Origin of the sequence: Marinicauda algicola (genome assembly GCF_017161425.1) — a bacterium.
Classification (GTDB): Bacteria; Pseudomonadota; Alphaproteobacteria; order Caulobacterales; family Maricaulaceae; genus Marinicauda; species Marinicauda algicola.
On the sequence record NZ_CP071057.1, the window covers coordinates 1821052 to 1843056 of the forward strand.

Here is a 22005-nt window from a genome sequence, read left to right on the forward strand (position 1 = left end):
CCCCGAGGCTCACACCTCTTCGAGATCGATGTCCAGGATGGTGATGGTGAAGGAGTAGGAGGTCTCGCCCTCCTCCACGTTCTTCGACACCACGCCGAGGCATTCGGCGCCCTTGTAGATCTCGGCGCACTCGTCGGCGCGCTGGCGCATCTGGACCTTGAGATCCGGGTTGAGCTTGGCGCGCAGGAATTTCTCGACCTTGGCGGCTTCGTCGCGATGGAAAACGGGAGCGCTCACGGGCGGACCTCTCTTTGTTCTGAACGGCAGGGAAGGATAAGGCGCGCAGCCTAGCGCGCAAGGCGGGCGGATCAACCGGCGAGGGCTGCGCTTCCGTGCGCGGCGGGCTCCCCGCGAACGGGGAAGGAAAGCGGGCTGCGGGCTATTTCGCCCCGCCGGTGTCGTCCAGCGTCTGGTCCATGGTCTTGGACGGCTTCGCGCAGGGTCCGCCGACGGGCTTTGCCGGGACGCCGGCCACGGTGCAGCGCGGCGGCACGGGCTTCAGCACGACCGACCCGGCCGCGATGCGGGCCTCGTCCCCGATGGTGATGTTGCCGAGCACCTGCGCGCCCGCACCCAGAAGCACGCCGTTGCCCACCTTGGGATGGCGGTCGATGCCGGCCGCGCCGGTGCCGCCGAGCGTGACGCCCTGCAGGATGGAGCAGTCGTCGCCCACCACGGCGGTCTCGCCGATGACGACGCCGGTGGCGTGGTCGATCATGATCCCCTGCCCGATGCGGGCGGCCGGGTTGATGTCGACACCGAAGCGCTCGCTGACCCGGCTCTGCAGGTGGAAGGCGAGCGTCTCGCGGCCCTCGTGCCAGAGCCAGTGCGCGATGCGGTGGCCCTGCGTGGCGTGGAAGCCCTTGAAGTAGAGGAAGGGCTGCAGCAGCGAGCGGCAGGCCGGATCGCGCTCGGCGATGGCGAGCATGTCCGCGGCGGCGTGCTGGGCGATCTGCGGGTCGGCGCGCAGCGCCTCGTGGACCACGTCGTTGATGACGAGCGCGTCGAGCTGCTTGTCCTCCAGCTTCTCGGCCATGCGGTGGGCGAGCGCGGCGGCGAAGCTGTCATGGCGCAGGATCGCCGCGTTGACGAAGCTCGCCAGCATCGGCTCCTCGGCCGCCGCGCTCGCCGCCTCCATGCGCAGGCGCGACCAGGCGAGCCTGACCGCCTCGGCCCCGCGCGGCGCCGGTGTCCTGACGCCGTGATCCTCGGCGAGCTTCTCGATCGTGTGGTCTGCGCTCATTTCGCTCTCTCCCGCGTGGGCGACAGGGCCGCCGCGATGGCTTCGGGAAGCAGGCCCTTGCGACGCATGTAATCGGCCTTGGCCAACATTGCGACCGTGAACGCATCACGAATTTGTTCGCTCATGGCAAGGTCCAGGGCCTCGTCGAAGGGCAGCCGGCGCACCGTCATGTCCGCCTCTGCCGCCTCGAGCGCGCGCTCGCCCTTGCGAAGGCCCCAGGCGAGGAAGGAGAAGGACTGCTCGTCGGTGATCGAGTTCGACAGGTCCATCTGCAGGAATTCCTGCCAGTGGCGTGCCGTGTAGCCAGTCTCCTCGGCCAGCTCGCGCTTCGCGCTCTCCAGCGGGTCGAGGTCCTTCGCCCCGCCGCCCTCGGGCAATTCCCAGGAATGGGCGTCGAGCGGGAAGCGGTGCTGGCCGACGAGCAGGGTCGTGCCGTCCTCGAACACGGGAAGGATGCCGATCGCGTAGCCGCGCGGGCTCATCACCCCGTAGAGGCCGGGCGAGCCGTCGGGCCTCAGCACGTCGTACTCGGCGACCTCCATCCAGGGATTGGAATAGGCCGTGCGGCGCGACAGCACCGTCCAGGGACCGCGTTTCTCGATCAAGGCGGGCTTCCTTGCTGCTGCAGGCCGGGCTTACGCCGGGACAGGCGCGTTGCGCAAGCGCCAGCCGTGTTCGAGGCGCACGAGCAGCACGAAGGCGGCCGGCGCGAAGACAAGAGCCAGCACCGCCGAACCCGCGACCCCGCCGGCGACCGCCGCCGCGAAGGGCAGCCAGAAGGCGTCGCCCTCGATCAGGAGCGGGGCGAAGCCGCCTATGGTGGTCAGCGTGGTCGCCAGGATGTGGCGCGTGGCGTCGACGACCGTCTCGCGCATCGCCGCGCGGTCGCCGGCGCGGGCGGCCTCGCTGGACCTCAGCGCGGAGAGCACGACGATCGTGCCGTTGATCGACAGCCCGACGAGGCCCATGGCACCGACGATGGCGTTGAAGCCGAGCGGCGTGCCGAACAGCCAGACCCCGAACATGGCAAGCCCCACCGAGAGCGCGCCGACGGTGAAGACCACCCCGGCATAGCGCACCGAGTTGAAGGCCAGCACGACCGCCCCGATCATCAGGATGAGGAGCGGCAGCGCGGTCGACATGAGATTGGCCATCGCCTCGCCCTGGCTCTCCGCCTCGCCTCCCACTTCCAGCCGGTAGCCCGGCGGCAGCTCGATCCCGGCCGCATCGAGCCGGTCCATGAAGTCGGCGAGCACCGGGGCGGGCAGGACGAAGGGGGCGAGGAAGCCGTAGACCGGGTTCGCGCGCTCGCCGTCGATGCGGAAGATGCTGGCGATCTGGGGCTCGAGCGAAACCGGCCCGAAACTGCCTGCCGGCGCGGCGGCCAGGCCGGTGCGCGGATCCTGCGGCAGCGGGATGGCGCCGATGGCCGCGAGCGCGTCGCGGCGGGCTTCGGGGGCGATGACGCGCACCGGCAATTCCTCCACCCCTTCCAGCACGCTGCCACCGACGGCGCCGGAGAGATCGGCGCGGATGCGGCCGGCGAGTTCGCCGAGCCTGAGGCCGGCAAGGCTCGCGGAGGCCTCGTCGGCGGCAAGGCGCGCGACCGGCTCCCCGGTCAGCATCTGGGCCTGGGTGTAGGTCACGCCCGGCGTTTCGGCGAGGACGGTTCGGATCTCGTCGGCGAGCCGGCCGAGCGTGGCGAGTTCGGGCCCGATGAGCTTCAGCTCGATCGGGGCGGGGTTGGGCGGGCCCTGCTCGAAGGGCAGGGCGAGGAACTGGGCGTCGGGAAAGCGCTCGCGCGCCTCGCGCTGGAAATCGGTGACGATGCGCCGGGTGGCCTCCGCGCTCTGCGTGCGCACGAAGCCGGCGGCGTAGTTCGGCCGGCCCGCCTCCCCGGTCACCACGTTGTAATAGACCCGCGGCGCGCTCTCACCGATCACCCAGACGATGTCCTCGACGCCCTCGTAGGCCTCCAGCATCGCGGTCGCGGCCTGGGTTCGCATGCGGGTCTGCTCCAGCGACGCGGCCGGCGGCAGGGTCATGTTCACCTGGAACATGTCGCGCTCGGTCTGGGGGAAGAACTGGCTCGGCAGGGTTGCCGCGGCGGCGACGCCGGCCACAGGCAGCAGCACGCCGAGCGCCAGGCCGAGCAGAGGCTGGGCCGTGACCGCGTCGATGAGGCCCCGGTAGAGCCCGGCCAGACGGGGCAGGCTCAGCCCGCTGCGCCAGAAGGGCTGGTTTCCTTCGCCTGCCCGTCCGTCGTCGAACCAGGCGGCGAGCGCGATGATCACGGTGAAGGCGATGACGAAGGAGCTGGCCACCGCGAAGATCACCGAGATGCCGATCATCGAGATGAACTCGCCCGCCACCCCCGGCATCAGCGCGATCGGGGCGAAGGCGAAGATGGTGGTGAGCGTGGAGGCGAGCAGCGGGCCGAACAGGCTCCTGATCGCCTTGTCCACCGCCTCGAGCCGGTCGAGCCCGCGCGCGCGCAGGAGCCGGTAGTCGTCGACGATGACGATGGCGTTGTCGATCAGCAGGCCGAGCGCGACCACCAGGCCGGTGACCGACATCTGGTGCAGCGGCTCGCCGTAGAGATCGATCAGGAAGAGGCACAGCAGCACGGTCAGCGGCAGGGCCGAGCCGACGACGAGCGCGGAGCGCCAGCCCATCATCACGAACAGCACGGCGAACACGATGAGCGCGGAGAAGCCGAGATTCTGGGCCAGGCCGAACAGGCGGTCGGTGACGTACTCGGCCTGGGCGAAGACGATGTCGACATCGAGGCCGGGCGTCGCCCCGGCGAAGGCGGCCACCGCCTCCCGCGCCCGCGCGTCCCAGCTGTCGACCTGCAGTTCGGGCTGGAGATAGGCCGCCACGAGGATGGTGCGCGTGCCGTTTCGCCAGGCCTCGCTCGCGACCGGATCCTCCACCCCGCGCTCGACCTCGGCGATGTCGCCGATGCGCACCAGCCCGTCGCGCGACAGGCCGGGCAACGGCACGGCGCGGACGCGGTCGAGGGAGTTGAAGCTGCCTTCGACCTCCACGGTGAGGTCGAGCCCGCTGCCCTCCACCCGGCCCGCCGGCGCCTTGGCGTCGGAGGCGGCGAGGATGCGCGCGATGTCGGCGGCGGTCACGCCGAGCGCGGCGGCGGCCTCGGGATCGAGGACGACGCGCACCTCCTCGCCGGGCGCGCCGAAGATCTCCACCTGCTCGGTGCCGGGCACGTTGCGCAGCCGGTCGGCGAGATCGCGCGCGAGCCGGCTCATCGCGCCGTAACCGGCCGGGGCCTCCTCCGGCCAGGTCAGCGCGACAATGAGGGTCGCCGCGCCCATGTACTGGCGGATCACCTCGGGCCGGCCGACGCCTTCGGGGAAGCCGGCCTCGGCGGCGGCGGCCTGGTCGCGGATCTTGGTCCAGGCCTGCTCCACCATCGCCTCGGAGAGGTCCTCGCGAATCGACACGTCGACGACCGAGACATTGGCGCGCGAGGTGGAGTGCACCTCGTCGATCTCCTCCAGCTCGAGCACCGCCTCCTCGATCGGCTCGGTGACGAGGGCCTCGACCCGGTGCGCGTCGGCGCCCGGGAAGAAGGTGACGACCCGGCCGAAACGCTCGACGAGGCTCGGGTCCTCCTGGCGGCCCATCGTGGCGAGCGAGGCCATGCCCGCCGCCAGGATGAGGAAGATCAGCAGCCCGGTCAGGCGCGGATAGCGGTAGAAGAGCGTCGCCATCGGCCTCAGCCCCCCTGCCGGGCGGGCACGACCGACTGGCCGGGCGTGACGCGCTGCAGGCCGGTGGCGAGGATGAGGCTGCCCTCCTCCACCGCGCCGGACAGATACACCCGCTCGCCCTCGCTGTGCAGGATCTCCACCGGGCGCGGCTCGAGGCCGAAGGGGCCCTGCCCGGTCAGGACATAGACCGACCACAGCCCGCGCCGTCCCTCCGCCAGGGCGGTGACGGGCGCCCAGAAGCCGCGATCCTCCAGAGGGGCGGGCAGGATGAGGCGCGCCACCTCGCCCGCGCGCGCCGCGCCGGGTTCGATGAAGTCGAACACGGCAGTGACCGAGCGGCTCTGCCGGTCGACCACGCCCGTCACGCTGCGCAGGCGCAGGCGCGCGCGCGCGCCGTCGAGCTCGGCCTCGTAGAGATCGCCCGCCACCAGGGCGCGCGTCTCGCGTGCGGGAAGCCCGACGCGGAGCTCCAGCGCGTCGGCCTCCACGAGGGTCAGGACGGGTGCGCCCGGCCCTGCGACCGCGCCCTCGTCGAAATGGCGGGCGGTGATGACGCCGGAGAACGGCGCCTCGATCCGGGCGAGATCGATCTGCACGGCGAGCGCATCGGCCGCGGCGGTGGCGGCGTCGGCCTGGGCGCGGGCGGCGCGCTGGGTGGAGGCGGCCTCGTCGAGGCGCTGGCGCGAGACGTGGCCGCGCTCCAGCAGCGTGCGCTGGCGCGCGAGCGTGGCCTCGGCGAGCTCGGCTTGGGCCCGCGCGGCCTCGGCGTCGGCGCGCGCGGCCGCGAGCTGGGCCTCCAGGGAGCGGGTGTCGAGCGCGGCGAGGGTGTCGCCGGCCTCGACGCGATCGCCGATATCGACCGCGATCGAGGCGATGCGCCCGCCGGTCTCGAAGCCGAGCGCACTCTCGCGCCGCGCCGTCACGAGGCCGGGATAGCGCACCTGCATCTGCGCGCCCTCCTGGTAGCGGACCTCGAGCGTCTCCACCGGCACCGGATCGGCCCCGCCCGCGGCTTCGCCGGCTCCGGCCGAGGCGCCGCGAAGGCTGCTGAGCCCGATCACCAGGACGGCGAGCGCCAGGGCGGCGGCGATCACGCCGAGCGCGAAACGGGAGGGGGCGGGTCTGGCGGGCGCGAACATGCGCGGAGCTCCACGGTGACGGTCACCGGAGAGATAGCGCGTCTAACATCGTTTGCAAAGTGAACAGCGTTCACTTCCCGGAAAATGTCTGCAGCGCCGGCAGGCAGGCCGAGGCCGCGCGGTTCCTAGAGGTTCCGGTCGATCCAGTCGCGGCACTTCTGCGTGGCCATGCCGCGCATGATCAGGCGGGCCTGGAAGTCGATGACGTCGTCGAGCGTGGTGCCCTCGCAGCCCGGCTTGCCGTCGGGAAAGCCCGGCACGGTCACGGCCAGCATGGTCAGGCCGTGCGAACTCGCCCAGACCGAGGCGGCCGCGAGCCCGGGATCGGCCTTCTCGAACCAGCCCTCCTCCATGGAGCGCGCGATCATGTCCTCGAGATGGATCGCGGCTGCGAACGCGAAGCTGTTCTCGTCGAGACGGTCCTTGTGGAAATAGTTGGTGAAGGCGAGCCGGTAATGGGAAGGCTGCTCCAGCCCCGTCTCCACGTAGGCGCGCAGGCACTGGCCGTTGAGGCGGGGGCCCTCCTTCACCGCCTCGCTCACCCGGCGCATGCGGGTCAGCAGGCGTTCGAAGAACTGTTCGCGAATCTCGTCGAACAGGGCCTCCTTGGAATCGAAATACTTGTAGAGGGCCGCGGGGGAGTAATCGATGCGCTCCGCGATGCGGCGCATGGACAGGCCTGCCTCGCCCTCCTCGGCGAAGATTTCCTCGGCCGCGCTGACGATGGCGTCGCGCACCTTGCGCCGCCGGCGCTCGGCGGGGCTGAGATCGTCGTTCTCGGCGATTTCGGCGGTCATGAAGTCTGGACTCCGATCCGGAAAGCGAAGGCCATGCGGCCGTGCGTCAACACGCCCGCACCGGCCCCTGTCGCTCCGGCGCGGTCTTCTGATATAGCGGCGTTGTGCGCTCCGCGTCAAAAAACCGCCACACCGCGTAGGGAGTTCCAACCCGATGACCGACGTTCGAAAGCCCGAATTCCCGAGCGAGGGCGAGACGCTTGCCCCGGCCCATCCAAACGGGGAAACCCTGAGCCTTCTGGCGCGGCGCCGTTCCACGGTGGCCAAGTGCATGACCGGTCCGGGCCCCTCCGACGAGCAGATCGCCACCCTCCTGCGCCTCGCCGCGCGCACGCCCGATCACGGCAAGCTGTTTCCCTGGCGGTTCATCGTGTTCGAGGGAGAGGCGCGCAGCCGGTTCGGGGAGATCCTGGAGGCGCGCCTGCGCGAGATCGAGCCCGGCGGGCCCGAGGAACGCTATGCCTTCGAGCGCGCCCGGTTCGAGCGCGCGCCCGTGGTGATCGCGGTGATCTCCGAGGTCACGCCCGGCCACAAGATTCCCGAGTGGGAACAGGTGCTGTCGGCCGGGGCGGTGTGCTTCAACCTGCTGGTGAGCGCCAGCGCGATGGGCTTTGCCGGCCAGTGGCTGACGGAATGGTATGCCTATGACGAGACGGTGCGCGCCGCGCTCGGCCTGAAACAGACCGAGCGCGTGGCGGGCTTCGTCTATCTCGGCACCGCGAGCGAGCCGCCCACCGAACGCCCGCGCGCCGAGCCGCGGGTCGAGCGCTGGAGCGGGCCACGCGGCTAGGGTTCCAGCCAGGCGATGTCGCGGGTGCGGCACAGGGGTTCGCCGCGCGGCCCGACAAGGTCGAGTTCGGCGCGGAGCGCGAGCCGGTCCGCACGGTCGGCGACGAGACCGGACCCGGCGATCACCGTGGTTCCCGGCTCGGCGCGCCCGAATCCGGCGAACATCGCCGCCGGCGTCGGCATCTCGCGCTTCAGGACGAAGCGGCCGAGCACCACCGGGTCGGCCCCGGGCGCGTCGAGCGAGCCCGACCAGGTGCTGTCGAAGCTGTAGCCGTCGGCATGGTGCACGCGCAGCGACCAGTGGCCGGACAGCCCGGGCGCGGCGAAGGCCGTCAGCGTCGCCTCGTCCCCTGCGGGCTGGTAGGCGAGCCAGCACACCTCCGGCTCCGGGCCGGCCTCGGCCTTGCCAGAGGCCATCAGCGGCACGGCTCCGGCCGCGAGCGCGGCGGCGGCGAGACCGGCGTGAAGCGTCTTCATGGGAACCTCCATCGAAAGAGGGCGGGGAAGCGCCCCGGCGGACCGCCGGGGCGCTCCGGTCCGTTCATGGCTCAGTGATCGCCCTGGATGATCACCGTGGTGTTGCCGCTGCCGCTCTGGCGGACATTGGCGCTCTGGCCCTGGCCGACCTGGATCACGCCGAGCGTGTTGTGCGAGCCGGTCTGGGTCGTGTAGGCGGTGTGGCCGCTGCCGATCTGCGCGACGCCGGTCGTGTTGTTGTAGCCGCGCTGATACGTGTCGGCGTAGTTGTAATGGCCCTGCTGGCCGACAACCGTGGTGTTGCGCCGGCCGCGCTGGTCGACCACGGCATCGTTGCCGCGCCCGTACTGGCCGACCGTGGCGCCGTTGCGCGCCCCGTCCTGATAGGTGCTGATGTAGTTGCGCACGCCGTGCTGATGGATCGACAGGCGCTGGCGATAGCCGTCCTGGCGCCCGGCGATCTCGTTGGAATAGCCGGACTGGTCGATGCGCACGTGGTTGCGCGACTGCGCCTCGGCGGCTCCGGCCGTACCCATGATGGTGACCGCCGCGAGCCCCGTGGCGAGGAGAAGATGAAGTTTCATGTCGTGCCTCCGTGTGGATAGCGCTCCGGACGCCCTTTGCATCCGGTACGCTGGTCACACTGGAGGACCGATCATGAACGGGCGCGGATAGGGTCGTTCACCTGCCCGCAAGGAAGATGAACGCCGGCTCCGGACCCTAGCCCCGGCCGCGATAGGGCGCGACGCCCTGCTCGGGCACCCACAGGCCCTTCGGGATCTCGCCCCACTGGCCGAACACGTCGATCGGGATGCCGCCGCGCGGATACCAGTAGCCGCCGATCCTGAGCCATTTCGGCGCGAGCTCGTCGACCAGGCGCTGGCCGATCATCATCGTGCAGGCCTCGTGGAAGGCGCCGTGATTGCGGAAGCTCGTCAGGAACAGCTTCAGCGACTTGGATTCCACGATCCAGTCGCCGGGCGCGTAGTCGATGACGAGATGGGCGAAGTCCGGCTGGCCGGTCACCGGGCAGAGCGAGGTGAATTCCGGCGCTGTGAAGCGGATGAGATAATCGTGCTCGCGCGCGGGATTCTCCACGCGCTCGAGCTTCGCCTCGTCCGGGCTGGCCGGTGTTTCGGTCTTGGAGCCGAGCTGGTCCAGCCCGGAATAGCGATCCTGTGTCATGGGCGCGGATGTAATCGGCGCGGGCGCGATCGGCAATATCTGGACCTGTCCCGGCCTTGATCTAATCTGGAGGCTGGCTTCCGGGAAGAATCCAGATGGACAGCGTTTCCGCCATCCTGCCGGCCGTGACGCTCCTGGGCGTGGGGCTGCTGTGCGTCCTTGCCGCGCGTGCGCTGAAGACGTCCCCGATCGTCGCCTTCATCGCCGCGGGCGTCGCGATCGGACCGTCGGGGCTTGCCCTCGTGCCGGCCGGCCAGACGGTGAACCTGCTCGCCCAGCTCGGCGTGGTCTTCCTGCTGTTCGAGATCGGGCTCGGCTTCTCGGTGAAGACGGTGCGCGAGAGCGGGCGCGATCTTCTCGGCCTCGCGCCGGCCCAGATGCTGGTGTGTACGCTCGGCTTCGCCCTGCTCGCGCGCGCCTTCGGGCTCGACTGGACCCTGAGCCTCATCCTCGGAGCCGGGGCGGGAATCTCGGCGACCGCGGTGGTGACCCGGACGCTGGCCGAGCGCGGCATCACCACCTGTCCGCTGGGTCGTTCGGCCACCGCCGTCCTGGTCTTCCAGGACATCGCCGGCATCTTCCTCCTGGTGTTCGCGGGCGCGCTCGGCACGGGCACGGACGGGCTCGGCGCGACGCTCTCGATCGCCGGGATCAAGGCCGCGCTCGCCATCCTCGCCGCGATCACGCTCGGCCGTCTGGTGATCGGCCCGCTCTTCCGACTGCTCTCGCGCACGCGCAACGAGGAAATCTTCACCGCCGCCGCGCTCTTCCTCGTGCTCGCCACCGCGGCGGCCACCGGCGCGCTCGGCCTGTCGCTGACGCTGGGCGCGTTCCTGGCGGGCATGATCGTCGCGGAGACCCCGTTCCGTCATCTGATCCGCACAGAGGCGAAGCCCTTCGGCGCGCTCCTGCTGGGCTTCTTCTTCATCACCGTCGGCATGGCGCTCGACTGGCGGGTGATGATCGGGCAGGCGCACTGGATCCTCGCCGCGCTCCTGGCGTTGATGCTCCTCAAGACCCTGCTGACCTGGCTCGCGGCGATCGCGAACGGCTGGAGCCTCGCAGGCGGCACGCAACTCGCCTTCGTGCTCGCGCAGGGCTCGGAATTCGGCCTCGTCATCCTCGCCCTGCCCGGCGTCACCGCGGCCCTCGGTCCGGAGGCGAGCGCGGTGCTGGTGGCGGCGAGCGCGATCTCGCTCGCCCTCACGCCGGCCTGGGCGGGGCTCGGATTCCGGGCGGCCAAGCGCCTTGCGACGCTCGCGCGACGGCGCGAGGCGAGCGCGGCGGAACCGGGCGAGACGCGCCCGATCCTTCTCTTCGCCATGACCCCGGCGGGACGGCTCGCCTATGACGGGCTGCGTGCCTTCGACATCCCCTTCGTCGCGATCGAGAGCGACCCGGACCGCTTCCTCGCCGCGATCGCGGACGGCTACGACGTCACGTTCGGCGATCCCTCCGACATACGCCTGATGAAGACGGTCGGGGTCGATCACGCCGGCGCGCTGGCGCTCGCCAAGCCGCGCTACGAGATCTCCCGCGAGGTCACCGGCTTCATGCGCGAGACCTTCCCCGATCTCGCCCGCTTCGTCGCGGTCGGGGGCGAGGCCGAACGTGCGCGCCACGCCGCGCTCGGCATGCAGGCGGTGATCACGCGCGGCCGGCCGGAGGGGCTCGACTTCGCGGCTGCGCTGCTCCGCTTTGCCGGCGTCGCGCCAGACCGGATCTCGGCCTGGATGACACGCGTCATGGAGGCCTACGAACCCGAGCTGGTCCCGATGTCGACGCCCGCGGCCTAGTCCACCGGCAGGGCGGTGCGCGCGAAGACCCGGCGCATGACAATGTTGGAGACGAGGCGCGCGACACCGGGAAGGCCGGACAGGCGCTCGCGGTGGACGCGCTCGTAGTCGCGCGCGTCGCGCACCACCACCCGCAGCACATAGTCCTCCGCCCCGGTCATCAGCGAGCACTCCGTCACCTCCTCCACCTCGGCGACGGCCCGCTCGAACGCAACCATCGTCTCGCGCTTCTGGTTCTCCAGCGTGACGAGGGCGACGACCATCAGCCGGCGCCCGACCGCCTCGGGATCGACGAGGGCGACATAGCGCTCGATCACGCCGGCGGCCTCGAGCGCCTTCACGCGACGGTGGCAGGCCGAGGCCGACAGCCCGACGCGCTCGGCAAGCTCGGCGTTGGCGAGCCGGCCCTCGCGCTGGAGCTGATCGAGAATGGCGCGGTCGACGGCGTCGAGACGCATGGCGAAGTCCCCCGAAGGCTTTTTCGAACAAGGCGCGCGGCCGGCGGGCGATTTCCGGCGAAGATGGAAGAATATTTCGTCTTGTACGCCAGTAAAAGAGGAAAATTGCGTACATGCGATCCCACTTGCACGGATCGGGCCGTCCGCGTAGCTTCCGCGCCAAAATCACGGCCGCCTTCGAGGCCGCCGCAGGATCGAACGGGAGACCCCTCATGCGCATCGGCGTACCCAAGGAAATCAAGGTTCACGAATACCGCGTCGGCCTGACGCCGAACGGCGCGGCCGAGCTCGTCGCGGCCGGCCACGAGGTCTTCGTCGAGACCCGGGCCGGAGACGGCGTCGGCTTCTACGACGCCGACTACGAGAAGGCCGGCGCGCGGATTCTCGACAGCGCCGGCGCGGTGTTCGAGACCGCCGAGCTGATCGTGAAGGTCAAGGAGCCCCAGCCGGTCGAGTACAAGCGGCTGAAGGAGCACCACACGCTCTTCACCTACCTCCACCTGGCGCCCGATCCGCAGCAGACCCAGGGGCTGATGGAGTCCGGGTGCACCGCGATCGCCTACGAGACGGTCACCGATGCGCAGGGCCGCCTGCCGCTGCTGCGCCCGATGTCGGAGGTCGCCGGGCGCATGTCCGTCCAGGTCGCCGCGGCGGCGCTGCAGAAGTCCAATGGCGGGCGCGGCATGCTGCTCGGCGGCGTGCCGGGCGTCGGCCCGGCCAGGGTGATCGTCCTGGGCGGCGGGGTCTCGGGCACCCATGCCGCGGAGATGGCGGTGGGCCTGCGCGCCGACGTGACGATCTTCGACCGTTCGATCAAGCGCCTGGCCGAGCTCGATGCGGAATTCCGCGGTTCGGCCAAGACCGCCTTCTCCACCCAGGCGGCGCTGGAAAGCGCGGTCCGGGACGCCGACGTGGTGATCGGCGCGGTGCTGGTGCCCGGCGCGGCCGCGCCCAAGCTGGTGACCCGCGAGATGGTGAAGACGATGAAGGAGGGCTCGGTCCTCGTCGACATCGCCATCGACCAGGGCGGCTGCTTCGAGACCTCGCGTCCGACGACGCACGACGACCCGACCTATATCGTGGACGGCGTGGTGCATTACTGCGTGGCCAACATGCCCGGCGCGGTGGCCCGCACCTCGACGCTCGCGCTGACGAACGCCACCCTGCCCTTCACCCGCGCGCTCGCCGACAAGGGCACGAAGAAGGCGCTCAACGACGATCCGTTCCTGGCCGAGGGCCTGAATGTCGCCGAGGGCAAGGTGACCTACAAGCCGGTCGCCGACGATCTGGGCCTGGAGTACAGGAAGCCCGACTGGCTCACGAGCATCTAGCCCTGCGGCCTTCGCAGACGTGAAAACCCCGGCCTCGCGGCCGGGGTTTTTCGTTCGGGAAGGCGGGCGCCCCTCACGCCCCTTCGCCGAACATGAACAGGAAGAAATAGGCCGGCTCGCCGAAGGGATTGAGGAATTCGTGGTCGACCCCGGCCGGGATGATCACGAGCTGGCCGCCCTCCATCTCGGTATCCTCGCCGCCTATGCGGGCGATAAGCCGGCCCTCTGTGACGATGAACATCGTGGGGAAGGGATTGGACCGGCTTTCGGGGTCCTCGTTGGCGTGCTGGCCGGGCGCGACATGGCCGAAGCCGGAGCGGAAACCGGGCTGGTAGTAGATCAGCGCGCCGTTCGCGCCGTGGATCTCGCGCGTGTCGAGCTCGCGATAGTTCAGGATTTCCGGAAAGCCGCGCGTCCAGAAGTGGAAGGCGAAGCTCAGGATGGCCGGATCGAATCCGGCCCCGTCCATCAGCTGGATGTCGAAGGGCACCGGGTCGTTCTCGAAGGCCCGTCCCATGGCCGTGAGCGCGGTGATCTCCCCGTGCCCGATCCGCTCGAAAATCTCCGGCGTGCCGGTGAAGTAGAAGACCGGCTCGGGCGGCGTGCCGCGCCGGATCTCGTAGCTCGCGGTGTCGCGGTCGAGCGACAGCGTCCACATCTCGCCGCCGATCTCCACCCCGAAGAGCCAGTCCCGCGTGAAGGTGGGATCCTCCATGTAGTCGGCCGCGAAGCGGTCCAGCATGTCGCCGACCTCGCTCTGGGCCAGGGCGGGCGCCGCGGCTCCCGCCAGCAGGGCGGCACAGGCCGCCGCCTTGATCGTCCTCATCTCTCTCTCCCGTTTTTCTTGTCTTGGAAGCATCGTCCCAACCGGACGGGAGATGGAATTATCCGGCGAGATAATTAAAGTCAATCGAAAACCGCCTCAGCGGGTCCGGATGCCGTCCATGAGCACGCCGGAAAGCTGGGCGACGAAGGCATCGACCTTCAGCGCGATATCGCCCATGCCCGACTTCTGCGCAGCGAGATCGCGATAGCGGCCGGTGACGGTGAAGAAGACCGTCGCCCCGACGATCGACAGATGCAGGGCGTGCACGTCGAGCTCGCGATAGAGGCCGGCCGCCCGGCCGCGCTCGTAGTAGAGCCGCGTGGTCTCCATGAAGCGGCGCAGGGACCGGGCGGCTTCGGGCCGGGCGAGCAGGTCGCCGTCGAGCTGGTCGCGCACGATCATGCGCGGAAAGCTCGGCCGGGCGATGATGGCGCGGCAGAACAGGGCGATGTATTGCCCCAGCGCGTCCTCGCCGGCCGGTTCGGCGGGCAGGCGCGCCTCGAGATCGGCGAGAACCTCGCTCGCGACCGCGTCGATGATCGCGGCGTAGAGCGAGGCCTTGTCGCCGAAATAATAGCGAACGAGCCCCTTGGACAGGCCCGCCGCCTCGGCGATCTCGCCGAGCGTGGTGCGTTCGAAGCCCTTCGCGGCGAACAGGTCCTCGCCCGCCGCCATCAGCGCGCGGCGCGTCGCGTCGGGGTCGGCGTCCCGGGGACGGCCGCGAGCGGGAGAATCATCCTTGGACATGCGCAGAAAATTACCCGGCGGGATAATTGTGTCAAACGCGCGCCGCCGTCTCCGGCCGTGCCCTTGCGGCGCGGTCGCCTCGGCCATCGCGACCTCCCGGGCCCGGCGCACGCAAAAACGCCCGGCCGGAGCCGGGCGTTCCTGAAGGCGCGCAAGGCGGGCGCGTCTACTGCACCGCCCCCGGGATCACGTAGTCCACCGTGGCGCCGGGCCCGAGCGGGATGTCGAGATAGACCCAGACGATGGTCATGATGATCCCGGTGATCAGCAGGTAGATCGAGTAGGGGATCATCGAGGCGGTCAGCGAGCCGATGCCGAAGCCGGGCACCCAGCGCTGGGCGAAGACCAGCACGAGCGGGAAGTAGACCATGAGAGGCGTGATGATGTTGGTCGCGCTGTCGCCGACGCGGTAGGCCGCCGTCGCCATCTCCGGGCTGACGCCGAGCAGCATCAGCATCGGCACCAGGACCGGGGCCATCAGCGCCCATTTCGCGCTCGCCGAGCCGACGAACAGGTTCAGCGTCGCGGAGAACAGCACGATGAGGCCGAGCACCAGCGGCAGGGGCAGGCCCGAATTCTCGATCGCGTCCGCGCCGTTGACCGCGAAGATCAGGCCCAGGTTGGAGACGTTGAACATCTCCACGAAATAGGCGGCGAAGAAGGCGAGCACGAGATAGTAGCCCATGTCCTTCATGGCGCCGGCCATCATCTCGACGATGTCGCGGTGGCTCTTGATCGTGCCGGCGGCCTGTCCGTAGGCGATGCCGGCGAAGATGAAGAGCAGCATGAAGCCGGCCACCAGCGAGGAGAACATCGGCACCAGCGCGATCGCGACATTCCCGTCGGGCCCGGTGAGGGCGGCCTCGTTGAACAGCGGGATGTTGCCGCCATACATCGAGATGTCGGTGAACGGGATGAGCGCGACGAGGTCGACGGTCAGGGCAAGCCAGACCAGCACCACGAGGAGCGAGACGAGACCGGCGCGCACCAGGCCCTTCTTCTGGCCCTCGGTGAGGTCGGCTTCCGGGTCCTGATCGTCCTCGGTCCCCTTGCCGCCGGCGACAGCACCGCCCGTCCACTTGCCAAGGCGCGGCTCGATGATGCGGTCGGTGACGTACCAAATGACCGGGGTGAAGATCACCGTCATGGCGGCGATGAAGTACCAGTTGCCGGCGATGTTCATCGTCCAGTCCGGCACGATGGCCACGACCGAGGCCTCGGTGATGCCGAACAGCAGCGCATCGAGCTGGCCCGGCAGCAGGTTCGCCGAGAACCCGCCCGACACCCCGGCGAAGGCCGCGGTGATGCCGGCGACGGGATGGCGCCCGGCCGCGGCGAAGATCACGCCGGCCAGCGGGATCAGCACCACATAGGCCGCATCGGCGGCGAGGTTGCCCATCATCGCGGCGAGCGCGACCGCGGGGGTGAGGAAGATCTTCGGCACGTCGCGCACCATGGCGCGCATCGCCGTGCCGAACAGGCCGGCGCGTTCGGCGACGCCCGCACCCAGCATCACCACCAGCACGTAGCCCAGCGGGTGGAAGCCGGTGAAGATCTCCGGCATCTCCACCAGAAGGTGCTCGATGTTTTCCGGAGAGAGCGCGCTCGCCGCGCGCACGATGAAGGCCGAACCGTCCTCGGCGAGCTGGGTCGGGTGGGGCACCGACATGCCCATGACGGCCGCGATCGTGGACACGATCGCCATGACGATGATCAGGTAGAAGAAGATGAAGGCCGGGTCGGGCAGCTTGTTGCCGGCCCGCTCGATCAAGCCCAGAATCCCCTTCTGGTGCTCGACCGTCTGCTCCCCGTTCGGTTTCGCCATGATCCCCTCTCCCTCAAGATTATGGTTATGAGGACGACAGGATTAGCGTGTCCGCGGACAAACACAAACCCGGTCAGCGCCGGAAATTTCACCGCGAGCCGGCGGACGCGGCAGGCGCGAGTGCCTATATCGGGCGGCATGCAGCGCTTCGCCCAGCTCCTCGACCGGCTCTCGCTCACGCCCGCGCGCAACGGGAAGATCACCCTGCTGGCCGAGCATTTCGCCGCCGTGCCCGATCCCGAGCGCGGGCTCGCGCTCGCCGCGATCACGCGCGATCTCGAGTTCACGACGGCCAAGCCGGCGATGATCCGCGAGCTCGTCTCCAGGCGCTGCGACCCGGTCCTGTTCGCCCTGTCCTACGACTATGTCGGCGACCTCGCCGAGACCGCGGCCCTGATCTGGCCGGCAAGGCACGGCGCCAACCGGCCGCCCGAGCTCGCCGAGGTCGTCGAGAGCCTGCAGGGCGCAAGCCGCGCCGAGGCGCCCGCGCTGGTCGAGGCCTGGCTCGACGCGCTCGACGCGACCGGGCGGTGGGCGCTCCTGAAGCTCGTCACCGGCGGGCTGCGGATCGGCGTCTCGGCGCGCCTCGCCAAGACCGCGCTTGCCGCATACGGGGACAAGGACGTCACCGAGATCGAGGAACTCTGGCATGGCCTGGAGCCGCCCTACGACACGCTCTTCGCCTGGCTCGACGGCCATGGCGAAAAACCGGTCAGCGCCGCCAAGGCGCCCTTCCGCCCGGTGATGCTCGCCACCGCGATCGAAGAGGCCGATCTGCAGACCCTCGACCCGCAACACTACGCGGCCGAATGGAAATGGGACGGCATCCGCGTCCAGGCGGTGAGCGAGGACGGCGTGCGCCGGCTCTACACCCGCACCGGGGACGACATCTCCCACACCTTCCCCGACGTGATCGCGGCCATGGACTTCGAGGGCGCGATCGACGGCGAGCTGCTGGTCCGGGACGGGCAAGGCGGCGTCGCGCCGTTTTCCGACCTGCAGCAGCGCCTCAACCGCAAGACCGTCCCGAAGGCGATGCTCAACAAGCATCCCGCCTTCATCCGTGCCTACGATCTTCTGGTGGAGGACGGGAAGGACCTGCGCCGCGCGCCCTTCGCCGAACGCCGCAAGCGGCTGGAAGCCTTCGTGGCGGCGGTGCCCAATGACCGCATCGACGTCTCCGCGCTTGTCGGGATCGAGAGCTGGGCGGCCATCGACGCGCTGCGCGCCGACCCGCCCGATCCGGCCGCCGAAGGGGTGATGCTCAAGCGCTGGGACAGCGCATACGTGCCCGGCCGGCCCAAGGGCCCGTGGTTCAAGTGGAAGCGCGATCCCTTCCTGGTCGACGCGGTGCTGATGTACGCCCAGCGCGGGCACGGCAAGCGCTCGAGCTTCTATTCCGACTACACCTTCGGCGTCTGGCGCGAAGGCGAGGACGGGGACGAACTCGTTCCCGTGGGCAAGGCCTATTTCGGATTCACCGACGCGGAGCTGAAGCAGATCGACAAGTTCGTGCGCGAGAACACCGTCGAGCGCTTCGGGCCGGTCCGGGCGGTGACAGCCGGCAAGGATGGCGGCCTCGTGCTGGAGATCGCCTTCGAGGGGCTGCAGCGCTCGCCGCGCCACAAGTCGGGCATCGCCATGCGCTTTCCCCGCGTCTCGCGCATACGCTGGGACAAGCCGGCCGCGCAGGCCGACCGGATCGGGTTTCTCGAAGCCCTGCTTGAAGAGCGGTTCGCCCCGGGCCGCAGTTAGTGCTATCTGACCGGTTCGGTTCGTTAGCAGACAGAGATTTGTTCCGATGAATCCGACGCAGATGGAAGGCTTCGACGCCGGCCAGGTCGCCGAGTACGTGGTGCGGGTGGGCGCCGACGTGGTGCTCAACGTCATCCTCGCCGCCCTCATCCTCGTCGTCGGCCTGTTCGTGGCCGGGCTCGTCGGGCGGAACCTGCGCAAGGCGCTGTCGAAGAACGAGCGCGTCGACCAGACGCTGGCCAGCCTGTTCTCCAACATCGCGCGCTACGGAATCATCGTGGTGGTCATCGTGGCGGTGCTCGGCCGGTTCGGGGTGGAGACCACCTCCATCGTCGCGGCGCTCGGCGCCGCGGTGCTGGCCATCGGCCTCGCGCTGCAGGGCACGCTCTCCAACGTCGCCGCCGGGGTGATGATCGTGCTGTTCCGCCCGTTCAAGCTCGGCGACTTCGTGGAGATCGCGGGGGTGACGGGCACGGTCAAGGAGATCACCCTGTTCTTCACCGAACTCAACTCGGTGGACAACAAGCAGCTCATCGTGCCCAACGGCCAGGCCTGGGGCAATGTGATCACCAATTTCTCCGCCTATCCGACGCGGCGGGCCGACTTCACCTTCTCGATCTCCTACGACGACGACATCGACAAGGCCCAGAGGGTGATCCGCGAGGTCTTCGAGGCCGACGAGCGCGTCCTGAAGGATCCCGAGCTGTTCTGCGAGGTGTCCGCCCATGGCGGCTCCTCGATCGACCTGACCGTGAGGGCCTGGACCAGGGCGGAGGACCTCTGGCCGGTGCATTTCCACATGCTCAAGGCCGTCAAGCAGGCCTTCGACCGCGAGGGCATCGAGATCCCCTACCCCCACCAGGTGGAGATCCAGAAGCGGGCCTAGGCCCGGATGCGCCGGGAAGCGGAGGGGCTGCCATGAGCCCGCCGCATTTGCTTCGGACAAGAGACCCCATGACCACGAACGGCGAAACCCGCACCGAACCGCCCGCGAAGAAGAGCTTCCTCGCGCGCCTGATCTCGATCACGCCGGGCCAGCTGCTCGCCGTGTTCTTCCTGTGCGTGCTCGCCGGGCTGATCCTCGCCGTGTTCAATGTCGACCCGGCCACGCTCTGGGTCGATTTCTTCGGCGCGGTCGGCGAGGCCTGGCAGCGCTTCTTCGAGATCATCGCCGATTCCCTCGGCTGGGCGGTGCAGTACTTCTTCCTCGGCGCGGTGCTGGTGATCCCGATCTGGATCGTCTGGCGCATCATCCGCGCCGCGTCCGGCCGCTCGGACTGAGACTAACCCCACCTTTACCCTGACCGGAGCTTTCGCGTGAACGCGCGGCGCCCCTGCGGTACACGCAAGCCTTGCGGGCGTGTGTCCAGGGGACGGGCCGGTGCTGGATTTCGACGTGTTCGAGGAGAAGGCGGAAGCCGCGCGCCTGCCCTGGCAGGCGCGCCCGCTCGTCGTGTTCGAGACCGTCTCCTTCCTGCGCCGTCTGAGCGTCGAGGTGCTGCGCTTTGCCGGCGCGGCGCGCGTCATTCCGACAGGCTGCCCCAGGGACGCGCTGGAAACCGTGCGCGAGAGCCGCGACGCGATGCTGATCTGCGGCTGGGAGGGCGGCGATGACGGGCTCGCCCTGGTGCGCCGCCTGCGTGTGCAGGGCGGGCCGGAACGGCGCAGCCAGGCCCTGATCGTCTCCCAGCGCAAGCGCGCGGTCGATATCGAGGACGCGCGCGATGCCGGCGTGGACGGCTATCTCCTGCGCCCGTTCTGCGCGCGCGACCTCGAACGCCGGATGCGTCAGGCTTCCAGCCGCCCTGCCCGCTTCATCGAGACCGCGCGCTTTGCCGGCCCGGACCGGCGCCGCCCCCGGCCCGGGTTCGGCGAACCGCGCTACAAGCGCGGCGCCGACGTGAGCGCTGGCCTGGTCGACGCGATGCAGGCCGCGCTCAACCAGGCCGACGACATGGCCTTCCAGTCGATGCGCCGGGGCGACCCGATCGGCGCGCGCGTCGGCCGCTCGCTGCGCCGCTTCCTGGAGGGGCTCGACGCGCTGACCCCGCAGGCGCGCGAGATCATCGACCTGCACCGCGCCACGCTCGCCCGCCTCGAGGACCTGCGCGGCGCCGAGCCCCAGGTCCGCGCCGAACTCGTCAACGGCCTCGAGGCGATCGTGATGAAGCGCAAGGCGGCCTAGACGCCCGACCGGGAAGCGCCGGCGCTCTAGCCTCGCCCCGCCTCAGCGGCTAAGACCGGTGACATGAGCGACGACATGCAGGCCCGCCTCGATTCCCTCGCGCCCTTCCTGGTGGACGGCTCGCCGCACGCCAAGGCCCTGGGCTTCGCGCTGGAGGCGATCACGCCGACGCGCGCGGTGATGCGCGCGCCCTACCGCGAGGATCTCATCGGCGACCCCGACACCAGGGTGCTGCACGGCGGCGTGGTCACTGCCCTGCTCGACCATGCCTGCGGGCTGGCCGCCTTCGCCGGGCTCGGCGGGGACAAGGCGAGCGCCACGCTCGACCTGAGGCTCGACTACATGCGCCCGGCCGAGCCGGGCCACGACGTCCTCGCCGAGGCCGAATGCGTGAGGGTCTCGGGCCTGTTGGCCTTCGTCAGCGCCATCGCCCATGACGGCAACCCGGACAATCCGGTCGCGCGCGCCAATGCCGCCTTCATGGTCACCAGGGCCGGCGAGGCCGCGGCGAAGAAGGCCCGCGCCAACCTCGCCGCCGGGACCAGCCCGATCAGCCAGGTGAAGCCATGATCGAGCGCCTCGACCTCCTGCTCTCGGCGCCCTACGTGCAGAAGCTCGGCGTGCGCTTCGACGATCACGGCGACGAGCTCACCGGCACGCTGCCCTATCATGAGGACCTCGTCGGCAATCCGCTGATCCCGGCCCTGCACGGCGGAGCGATCGGGGCGTTCATGGAGATCACGGCCTCGGCCGCCCTGCTCGCCGCGACGGACCTCGTCGCACTGCCCAAGCCGATCGACGTCTCGGTGGATTATCTCAGGCCCGGCAAGCCGCTGGACGTCTATGCGCGGGGCACCATCACCCGCCAGGGCTCGCGCGTCGCCAATGTGCGGGTGGAAGCCTGGCAGGAGCGCCGCGGCGCGCCGGTGGCCGCCCTGCACGGCCATTTCCTGATCAAGCCGGCGGGGGATCGCCAGGCTCTCACGCCGAAATGATGCCGTCGTAGATCCTGAGAAAGGCCGGGGCGTTCAAGACGCCGTGGGCGACGAGTCCGGGCCAGGTGCTGCGCCGCCACTGGCAGACCGATGCGATCATCAGGGCGATCGGGATCAGCAGGACGATGTCCCAAGCGAAGAAGGCGTGGAAGCCCGCCCAGAGAAAGGCATGCGGAATCCAGGCCCAGGCGCCCATCGCCGCCGCCTGGCGCGGCAGCAGATAGCCGCGCCACCACAATTCCTCACCCACGACATTGCACAGATAGATCACGCCATAGGCCGCAAGGATCCACCAGGCTCCGGCGATCGTCACGTCGAGAAAGCGCGTCTCGGTCTGGAAACGCCGCATCCATTCGGGATAGTCCCAGGGCACGATCCGGTAGACCTGCGCGGACAGCTCTGCCAGATCCAGATAGGCCCAAAGCCCGGCCGCGCCGATCGCCAACCCGAGGAGCAGATCGACACGCCGCACCGCCCGCAGGCGCAGGCGCCGCGCGATCCCTTCACCCTGTGCGCATTCCCGCGCCGCCAGGAGCACGGCGGCGACGCCCATGCCGCCCATGACCAGCGCGATATGGCCGATCACGTTGACCATCAGGGGCAGGCCGGCCGCGTCCAGCGCCGGGATCGACACGTAAAGGGCAAGAGCCATCAGGGCCGACGGCACGATGAAGTAGGGCAATGACCGGAGAAGAGGGAGCGGAGCCATGGCGTTCCTGC

Annotated in this window: 23 protein-coding genes; 9 read left to right on the top strand and 14 right to left on the bottom strand. The window is 69.8% G+C overall.

Features of this window, described 5'->3' with window-relative positions; genetic code table 11:
* Positions 1-9 precede the first annotated feature (9 nt).
* The 6 genes from JW792_RS09145 to JW792_RS09170 form a co-directional block, all read right to left on the bottom strand.
* The gene (locus tag JW792_RS09145) at positions 10-237 is read right to left on the bottom strand and encodes a DUF3126 family protein (RefSeq protein ID WP_135996016.1); all 228 of its coding nucleotides are present in this window, start codon (positions 235-237) and stop codon (positions 10-12) included.
* Positions 238-379: 142 nt separating this feature from the next.
* A complete protein-coding gene (gene cysE, locus JW792_RS09150; protein WP_420871271.1) occupies positions 380-1138 on the bottom strand; it encodes a serine O-acetyltransferase in 759 nt (252 codons plus the stop codon).
* Between the two features lie 101 nt (positions 1139-1239).
* Complete coding sequence (locus JW792_RS09155) at positions 1240-1848, bottom strand: NUDIX domain-containing protein (protein ID WP_241094938.1); 609 nt, start codon at positions 1846-1848, stop codon at positions 1240-1242.
* Between the two features lie 30 nt (positions 1849-1878).
* Positions 1879-4980: an efflux RND transporter permease subunit gene (locus tag JW792_RS09160; RefSeq protein WP_135996014.1), complete on the bottom strand. Its 3102-nt coding sequence runs from the start codon at positions 4978-4980 to the stop codon at positions 1879-1881.
* A gap of 5 nt (positions 4981-4985) precedes the next feature.
* Positions 4986-6119, bottom strand: coding sequence for an efflux RND transporter periplasmic adaptor subunit (locus JW792_RS09165; RefSeq protein ID WP_135996013.1), 1134 nt, complete (start codon positions 6117-6119; stop codon positions 4986-4988).
* Positions 6120-6244: 125 nt separating this feature from the next.
* A complete protein-coding gene (locus JW792_RS09170) occupies positions 6245-6916 on the bottom strand; it encodes a TetR/AcrR family transcriptional regulator (protein WP_158291601.1) in 672 nt (223 codons plus the stop codon).
* 154 nt (positions 6917-7070) lie between these two features.
* On the opposite strand from JW792_RS09170, the gene JW792_RS09175 reads away from it, so the two are divergent.
* Positions 7071-7706, top strand: coding sequence for a nitroreductase family protein (locus tag JW792_RS09175; RefSeq protein ID WP_135996011.1), 636 nt, complete (start codon positions 7071-7073; stop codon positions 7704-7706).
* Here the strand turns inward: JW792_RS09175 and JW792_RS09180 are convergent.
* The 3 genes from JW792_RS09180 to queF form a co-directional block, all read right to left on the bottom strand.
* Complete coding sequence (locus JW792_RS09180) at positions 7703-8182, bottom strand: hypothetical protein (RefSeq protein WP_135996010.1); 480 nt, start codon at positions 8180-8182, stop codon at positions 7703-7705. The genes JW792_RS09175 and JW792_RS09180 overlap by 4 nt on opposite strands.
* 71 nt (positions 8183-8253) lie before the next feature.
* On the bottom strand, positions 8254-8766 hold the full coding sequence (locus JW792_RS09185) for a curlin-associated protein (RefSeq protein WP_135996009.1): 513 nt from the start codon (positions 8764-8766) through the stop codon (positions 8254-8256).
* A gap of 136 nt (positions 8767-8902) precedes the next feature.
* Positions 8903-9367 carry a preQ(1) synthase gene (queF, locus tag JW792_RS09190; RefSeq protein WP_135996008.1) on the bottom strand — a complete coding sequence of 155 codons (465 nt, stop codon included), beginning with the start codon at positions 9365-9367 and terminating at the stop codon, positions 8903-8905.
* A gap of 95 nt (positions 9368-9462) precedes the next feature.
* On the opposite strand from queF, the gene JW792_RS09195 reads away from it, so the two are divergent.
* Positions 9463-11163, top strand: a complete 1701-nt coding sequence (locus tag JW792_RS09195) for a cation:proton antiporter domain-containing protein (RefSeq protein WP_135996007.1) — start codon at positions 9463-9465, stop codon at positions 11161-11163.
* On the opposite strand, the gene JW792_RS09200 is transcribed toward JW792_RS09195, so the two are convergent.
* Positions 11160-11621 carry an Lrp/AsnC family transcriptional regulator gene (locus JW792_RS09200; RefSeq protein ID WP_135996006.1) on the bottom strand — a complete coding sequence of 154 codons (462 nt, stop codon included), beginning with the start codon at positions 11619-11621 and terminating at the stop codon, positions 11160-11162. The genes JW792_RS09195 and JW792_RS09200 overlap by 4 nt on opposite strands.
* 212 nt (positions 11622-11833) lie before the next feature.
* Between JW792_RS09200 and ald the strand changes: the two genes are divergently transcribed.
* Complete coding sequence (gene ald / locus JW792_RS09205; RefSeq protein WP_135996005.1) at positions 11834-12952, top strand: alanine dehydrogenase; 1119 nt, start codon at positions 11834-11836, stop codon at positions 12950-12952.
* Positions 12953-13025: 73 nt separating this feature from the next.
* On the opposite strand, the gene JW792_RS09210 is transcribed toward ald, so the two are convergent.
* The 3 genes from JW792_RS09210 to JW792_RS09220 all read right to left on the bottom strand — a co-directional run bounded on the left by JW792_RS09210 (position 13026) and on the right by JW792_RS09220 (position 16350).
* Complete coding sequence (locus tag JW792_RS09210) at positions 13026-13778, bottom strand: cupin domain-containing protein (protein ID WP_158291600.1); 753 nt, start codon at positions 13776-13778, stop codon at positions 13026-13028.
* Between the two features lie 96 nt (positions 13779-13874).
* Positions 13875-14525: a TetR/AcrR family transcriptional regulator gene (locus tag JW792_RS09215; protein ID WP_158291599.1), complete on the bottom strand. Its 651-nt coding sequence runs from the start codon at positions 14523-14525 to the stop codon at positions 13875-13877.
* Positions 14526-14691: 166 nt separating this feature from the next.
* The gene (locus JW792_RS09220; protein ID WP_135996002.1) at positions 14692-16350 is read right to left on the bottom strand and encodes an AbgT family transporter; all 1659 of its coding nucleotides are present in this window, start codon (positions 16348-16350) and stop codon (positions 14692-14694) included.
* A gap of 138 nt (positions 16351-16488) precedes the next feature.
* On the opposite strand from JW792_RS09220, the gene JW792_RS09225 reads away from it, so the two are divergent.
* From JW792_RS09225 to JW792_RS09250, 6 genes are all read left to right on the top strand, one after another.
* Entirely contained in the window at positions 16489-18105 is a 1617-nt protein-coding gene (locus JW792_RS09225) for a cisplatin damage response ATP-dependent DNA ligase (protein ID WP_135996470.1), read from the top strand.
* Positions 18106-18151: 46 nt separating this feature from the next.
* Complete coding sequence (locus JW792_RS09230) at positions 18152-18991, top strand: mechanosensitive ion channel family protein (protein ID WP_206340775.1); 840 nt, start codon at positions 18152-18154, stop codon at positions 18989-18991.
* 68 nt (positions 18992-19059) lie between these two features.
* Positions 19060-19386: a DUF6460 domain-containing protein gene (locus JW792_RS09235; RefSeq protein WP_135996001.1), complete on the top strand. Its 327-nt coding sequence runs from the start codon at positions 19060-19062 to the stop codon at positions 19384-19386.
* Between the two features lie 100 nt (positions 19387-19486).
* Positions 19487-20290, top strand: a complete 804-nt coding sequence (locus JW792_RS09240) for a response regulator (RefSeq protein ID WP_158291598.1) — start codon at positions 19487-19489, stop codon at positions 20288-20290.
* Positions 20291-20353: 63 nt separating this feature from the next.
* Positions 20354-20860: a PaaI family thioesterase gene (locus tag JW792_RS09245; RefSeq protein WP_135995999.1), complete on the top strand. Its 507-nt coding sequence runs from the start codon at positions 20354-20356 to the stop codon at positions 20858-20860.
* Positions 20857-21285 (top strand): PaaI family thioesterase, encoded by a 429-nt coding sequence (locus JW792_RS09250; RefSeq protein ID WP_135995998.1) that lies wholly within the window; start codon positions 20857-20859, stop codon positions 21283-21285. The genes JW792_RS09245 and JW792_RS09250 overlap by 4 nt, the downstream gene beginning before the upstream one ends.
* Here JW792_RS09250 and JW792_RS09255 read toward each other — a convergent pair.
* Positions 21272-21994: a CPBP family intramembrane glutamic endopeptidase gene (locus JW792_RS09255; protein WP_135995997.1), complete on the bottom strand. Its 723-nt coding sequence runs from the start codon at positions 21992-21994 to the stop codon at positions 21272-21274. The genes JW792_RS09250 and JW792_RS09255 overlap by 14 nt on opposite strands.
* Positions 21995-22005 lie beyond the last annotated feature (11 nt).

What these genes read in the sequence shown, in the direction of transcription:
- JW792_RS09195 (WP_135996007.1), top strand. Translation starts at nt 9,463, where the DNA reads ATGGACAGCGTTTCCGCCATCCTGCCGGCCGTGACGCTCCTGGGCGTG.
- JW792_RS09225 (WP_135996470.1), top strand. Translation starts at nt 16,489, where the DNA reads ATGCAGCGCTTCGCCCAGCTCCTCGACCGGCTCTCGCTCACGCCCGCG.
- JW792_RS09185 (WP_135996009.1), bottom strand. Translation starts at nt 8,766, where the DNA reads ATGAAACTTCATCTTCTCCTCGCCACGGGGCTCGCGGCGGTCACCATC.
- JW792_RS09160 (WP_135996014.1), bottom strand. Translation starts at nt 4,980, where the DNA reads ATGGCGACGCTCTTCTACCGCTATCCGCGCCTGACCGGGCTGCTGATC.
- JW792_RS09170 (WP_158291601.1), bottom strand. Translation starts at nt 6,916, where the DNA reads ATGACCGCCGAAATCGCCGAGAACGACGATCTCAGCCCCGCCGAGCGC.
- JW792_RS09245 (WP_135995999.1), top strand. Translation starts at nt 20,354, where the DNA reads ATGAGCGACGACATGCAGGCCCGCCTCGATTCCCTCGCGCCCTTCCTG.
- JW792_RS09220 (WP_135996002.1), bottom strand. Translation starts at nt 16,350, where the DNA reads ATGGCGAAACCGAACGGGGAGCAGACGGTCGAGCACCAGAAGGGGATT.
- JW792_RS09200 (WP_135996006.1), bottom strand. Translation starts at nt 11,621, where the DNA reads ATGCGTCTCGACGCCGTCGACCGCGCCATTCTCGATCAGCTCCAGCGC.
- JW792_RS09250 (WP_135995998.1), top strand. Translation starts at nt 20,857, where the DNA reads ATGATCGAGCGCCTCGACCTCCTGCTCTCGGCGCCCTACGTGCAGAAG.
- JW792_RS09210 (WP_158291600.1), bottom strand. Translation starts at nt 13,778, where the DNA reads ATGAGGACGATCAAGGCGGCGGCCTGTGCCGCCCTGCTGGCGGGAGCC.
- JW792_RS09175 (WP_135996011.1), top strand. Translation starts at nt 7,071, where the DNA reads ATGACCGACGTTCGAAAGCCCGAATTCCCGAGCGAGGGCGAGACGCTT.
- queF (WP_135996008.1), bottom strand. Translation starts at nt 9,367, where the DNA reads ATGACACAGGATCGCTATTCCGGGCTGGACCAGCTCGGCTCCAAGACC.
- JW792_RS09235 (WP_135996001.1), top strand. Translation starts at nt 19,060, where the DNA reads ATGACCACGAACGGCGAAACCCGCACCGAACCGCCCGCGAAGAAGAGC.
- JW792_RS09180 (WP_135996010.1), bottom strand. Translation starts at nt 8,182, where the DNA reads ATGAAGACGCTTCACGCCGGTCTCGCCGCCGCCGCGCTCGCGGCCGGA.
- JW792_RS09165 (WP_135996013.1), bottom strand. Translation starts at nt 6,119, where the DNA reads ATGTTCGCGCCCGCCAGACCCGCCCCCTCCCGTTTCGCGCTCGGCGTG.
- ald (WP_135996005.1), top strand. Translation starts at nt 11,834, where the DNA reads ATGCGCATCGGCGTACCCAAGGAAATCAAGGTTCACGAATACCGCGTC.
- cysE (WP_420871271.1), bottom strand. Translation starts at nt 1,138, where the DNA reads ATGGAGGCGGCGAGCGCGGCGGCCGAGGAGCCGATGCTGGCGAGCTTC.
- JW792_RS09230 (WP_206340775.1), top strand. Translation starts at nt 18,152, where the DNA reads ATGAATCCGACGCAGATGGAAGGCTTCGACGCCGGCCAGGTCGCCGAG.
- JW792_RS09215 (WP_158291599.1), bottom strand. Translation starts at nt 14,525, where the DNA reads ATGTCCAAGGATGATTCTCCCGCTCGCGGCCGTCCCCGGGACGCCGAC.
- JW792_RS09255 (WP_135995997.1), bottom strand. Translation starts at nt 21,994, where the DNA reads ATGGCTCCGCTCCCTCTTCTCCGGTCATTGCCCTACTTCATCGTGCCG.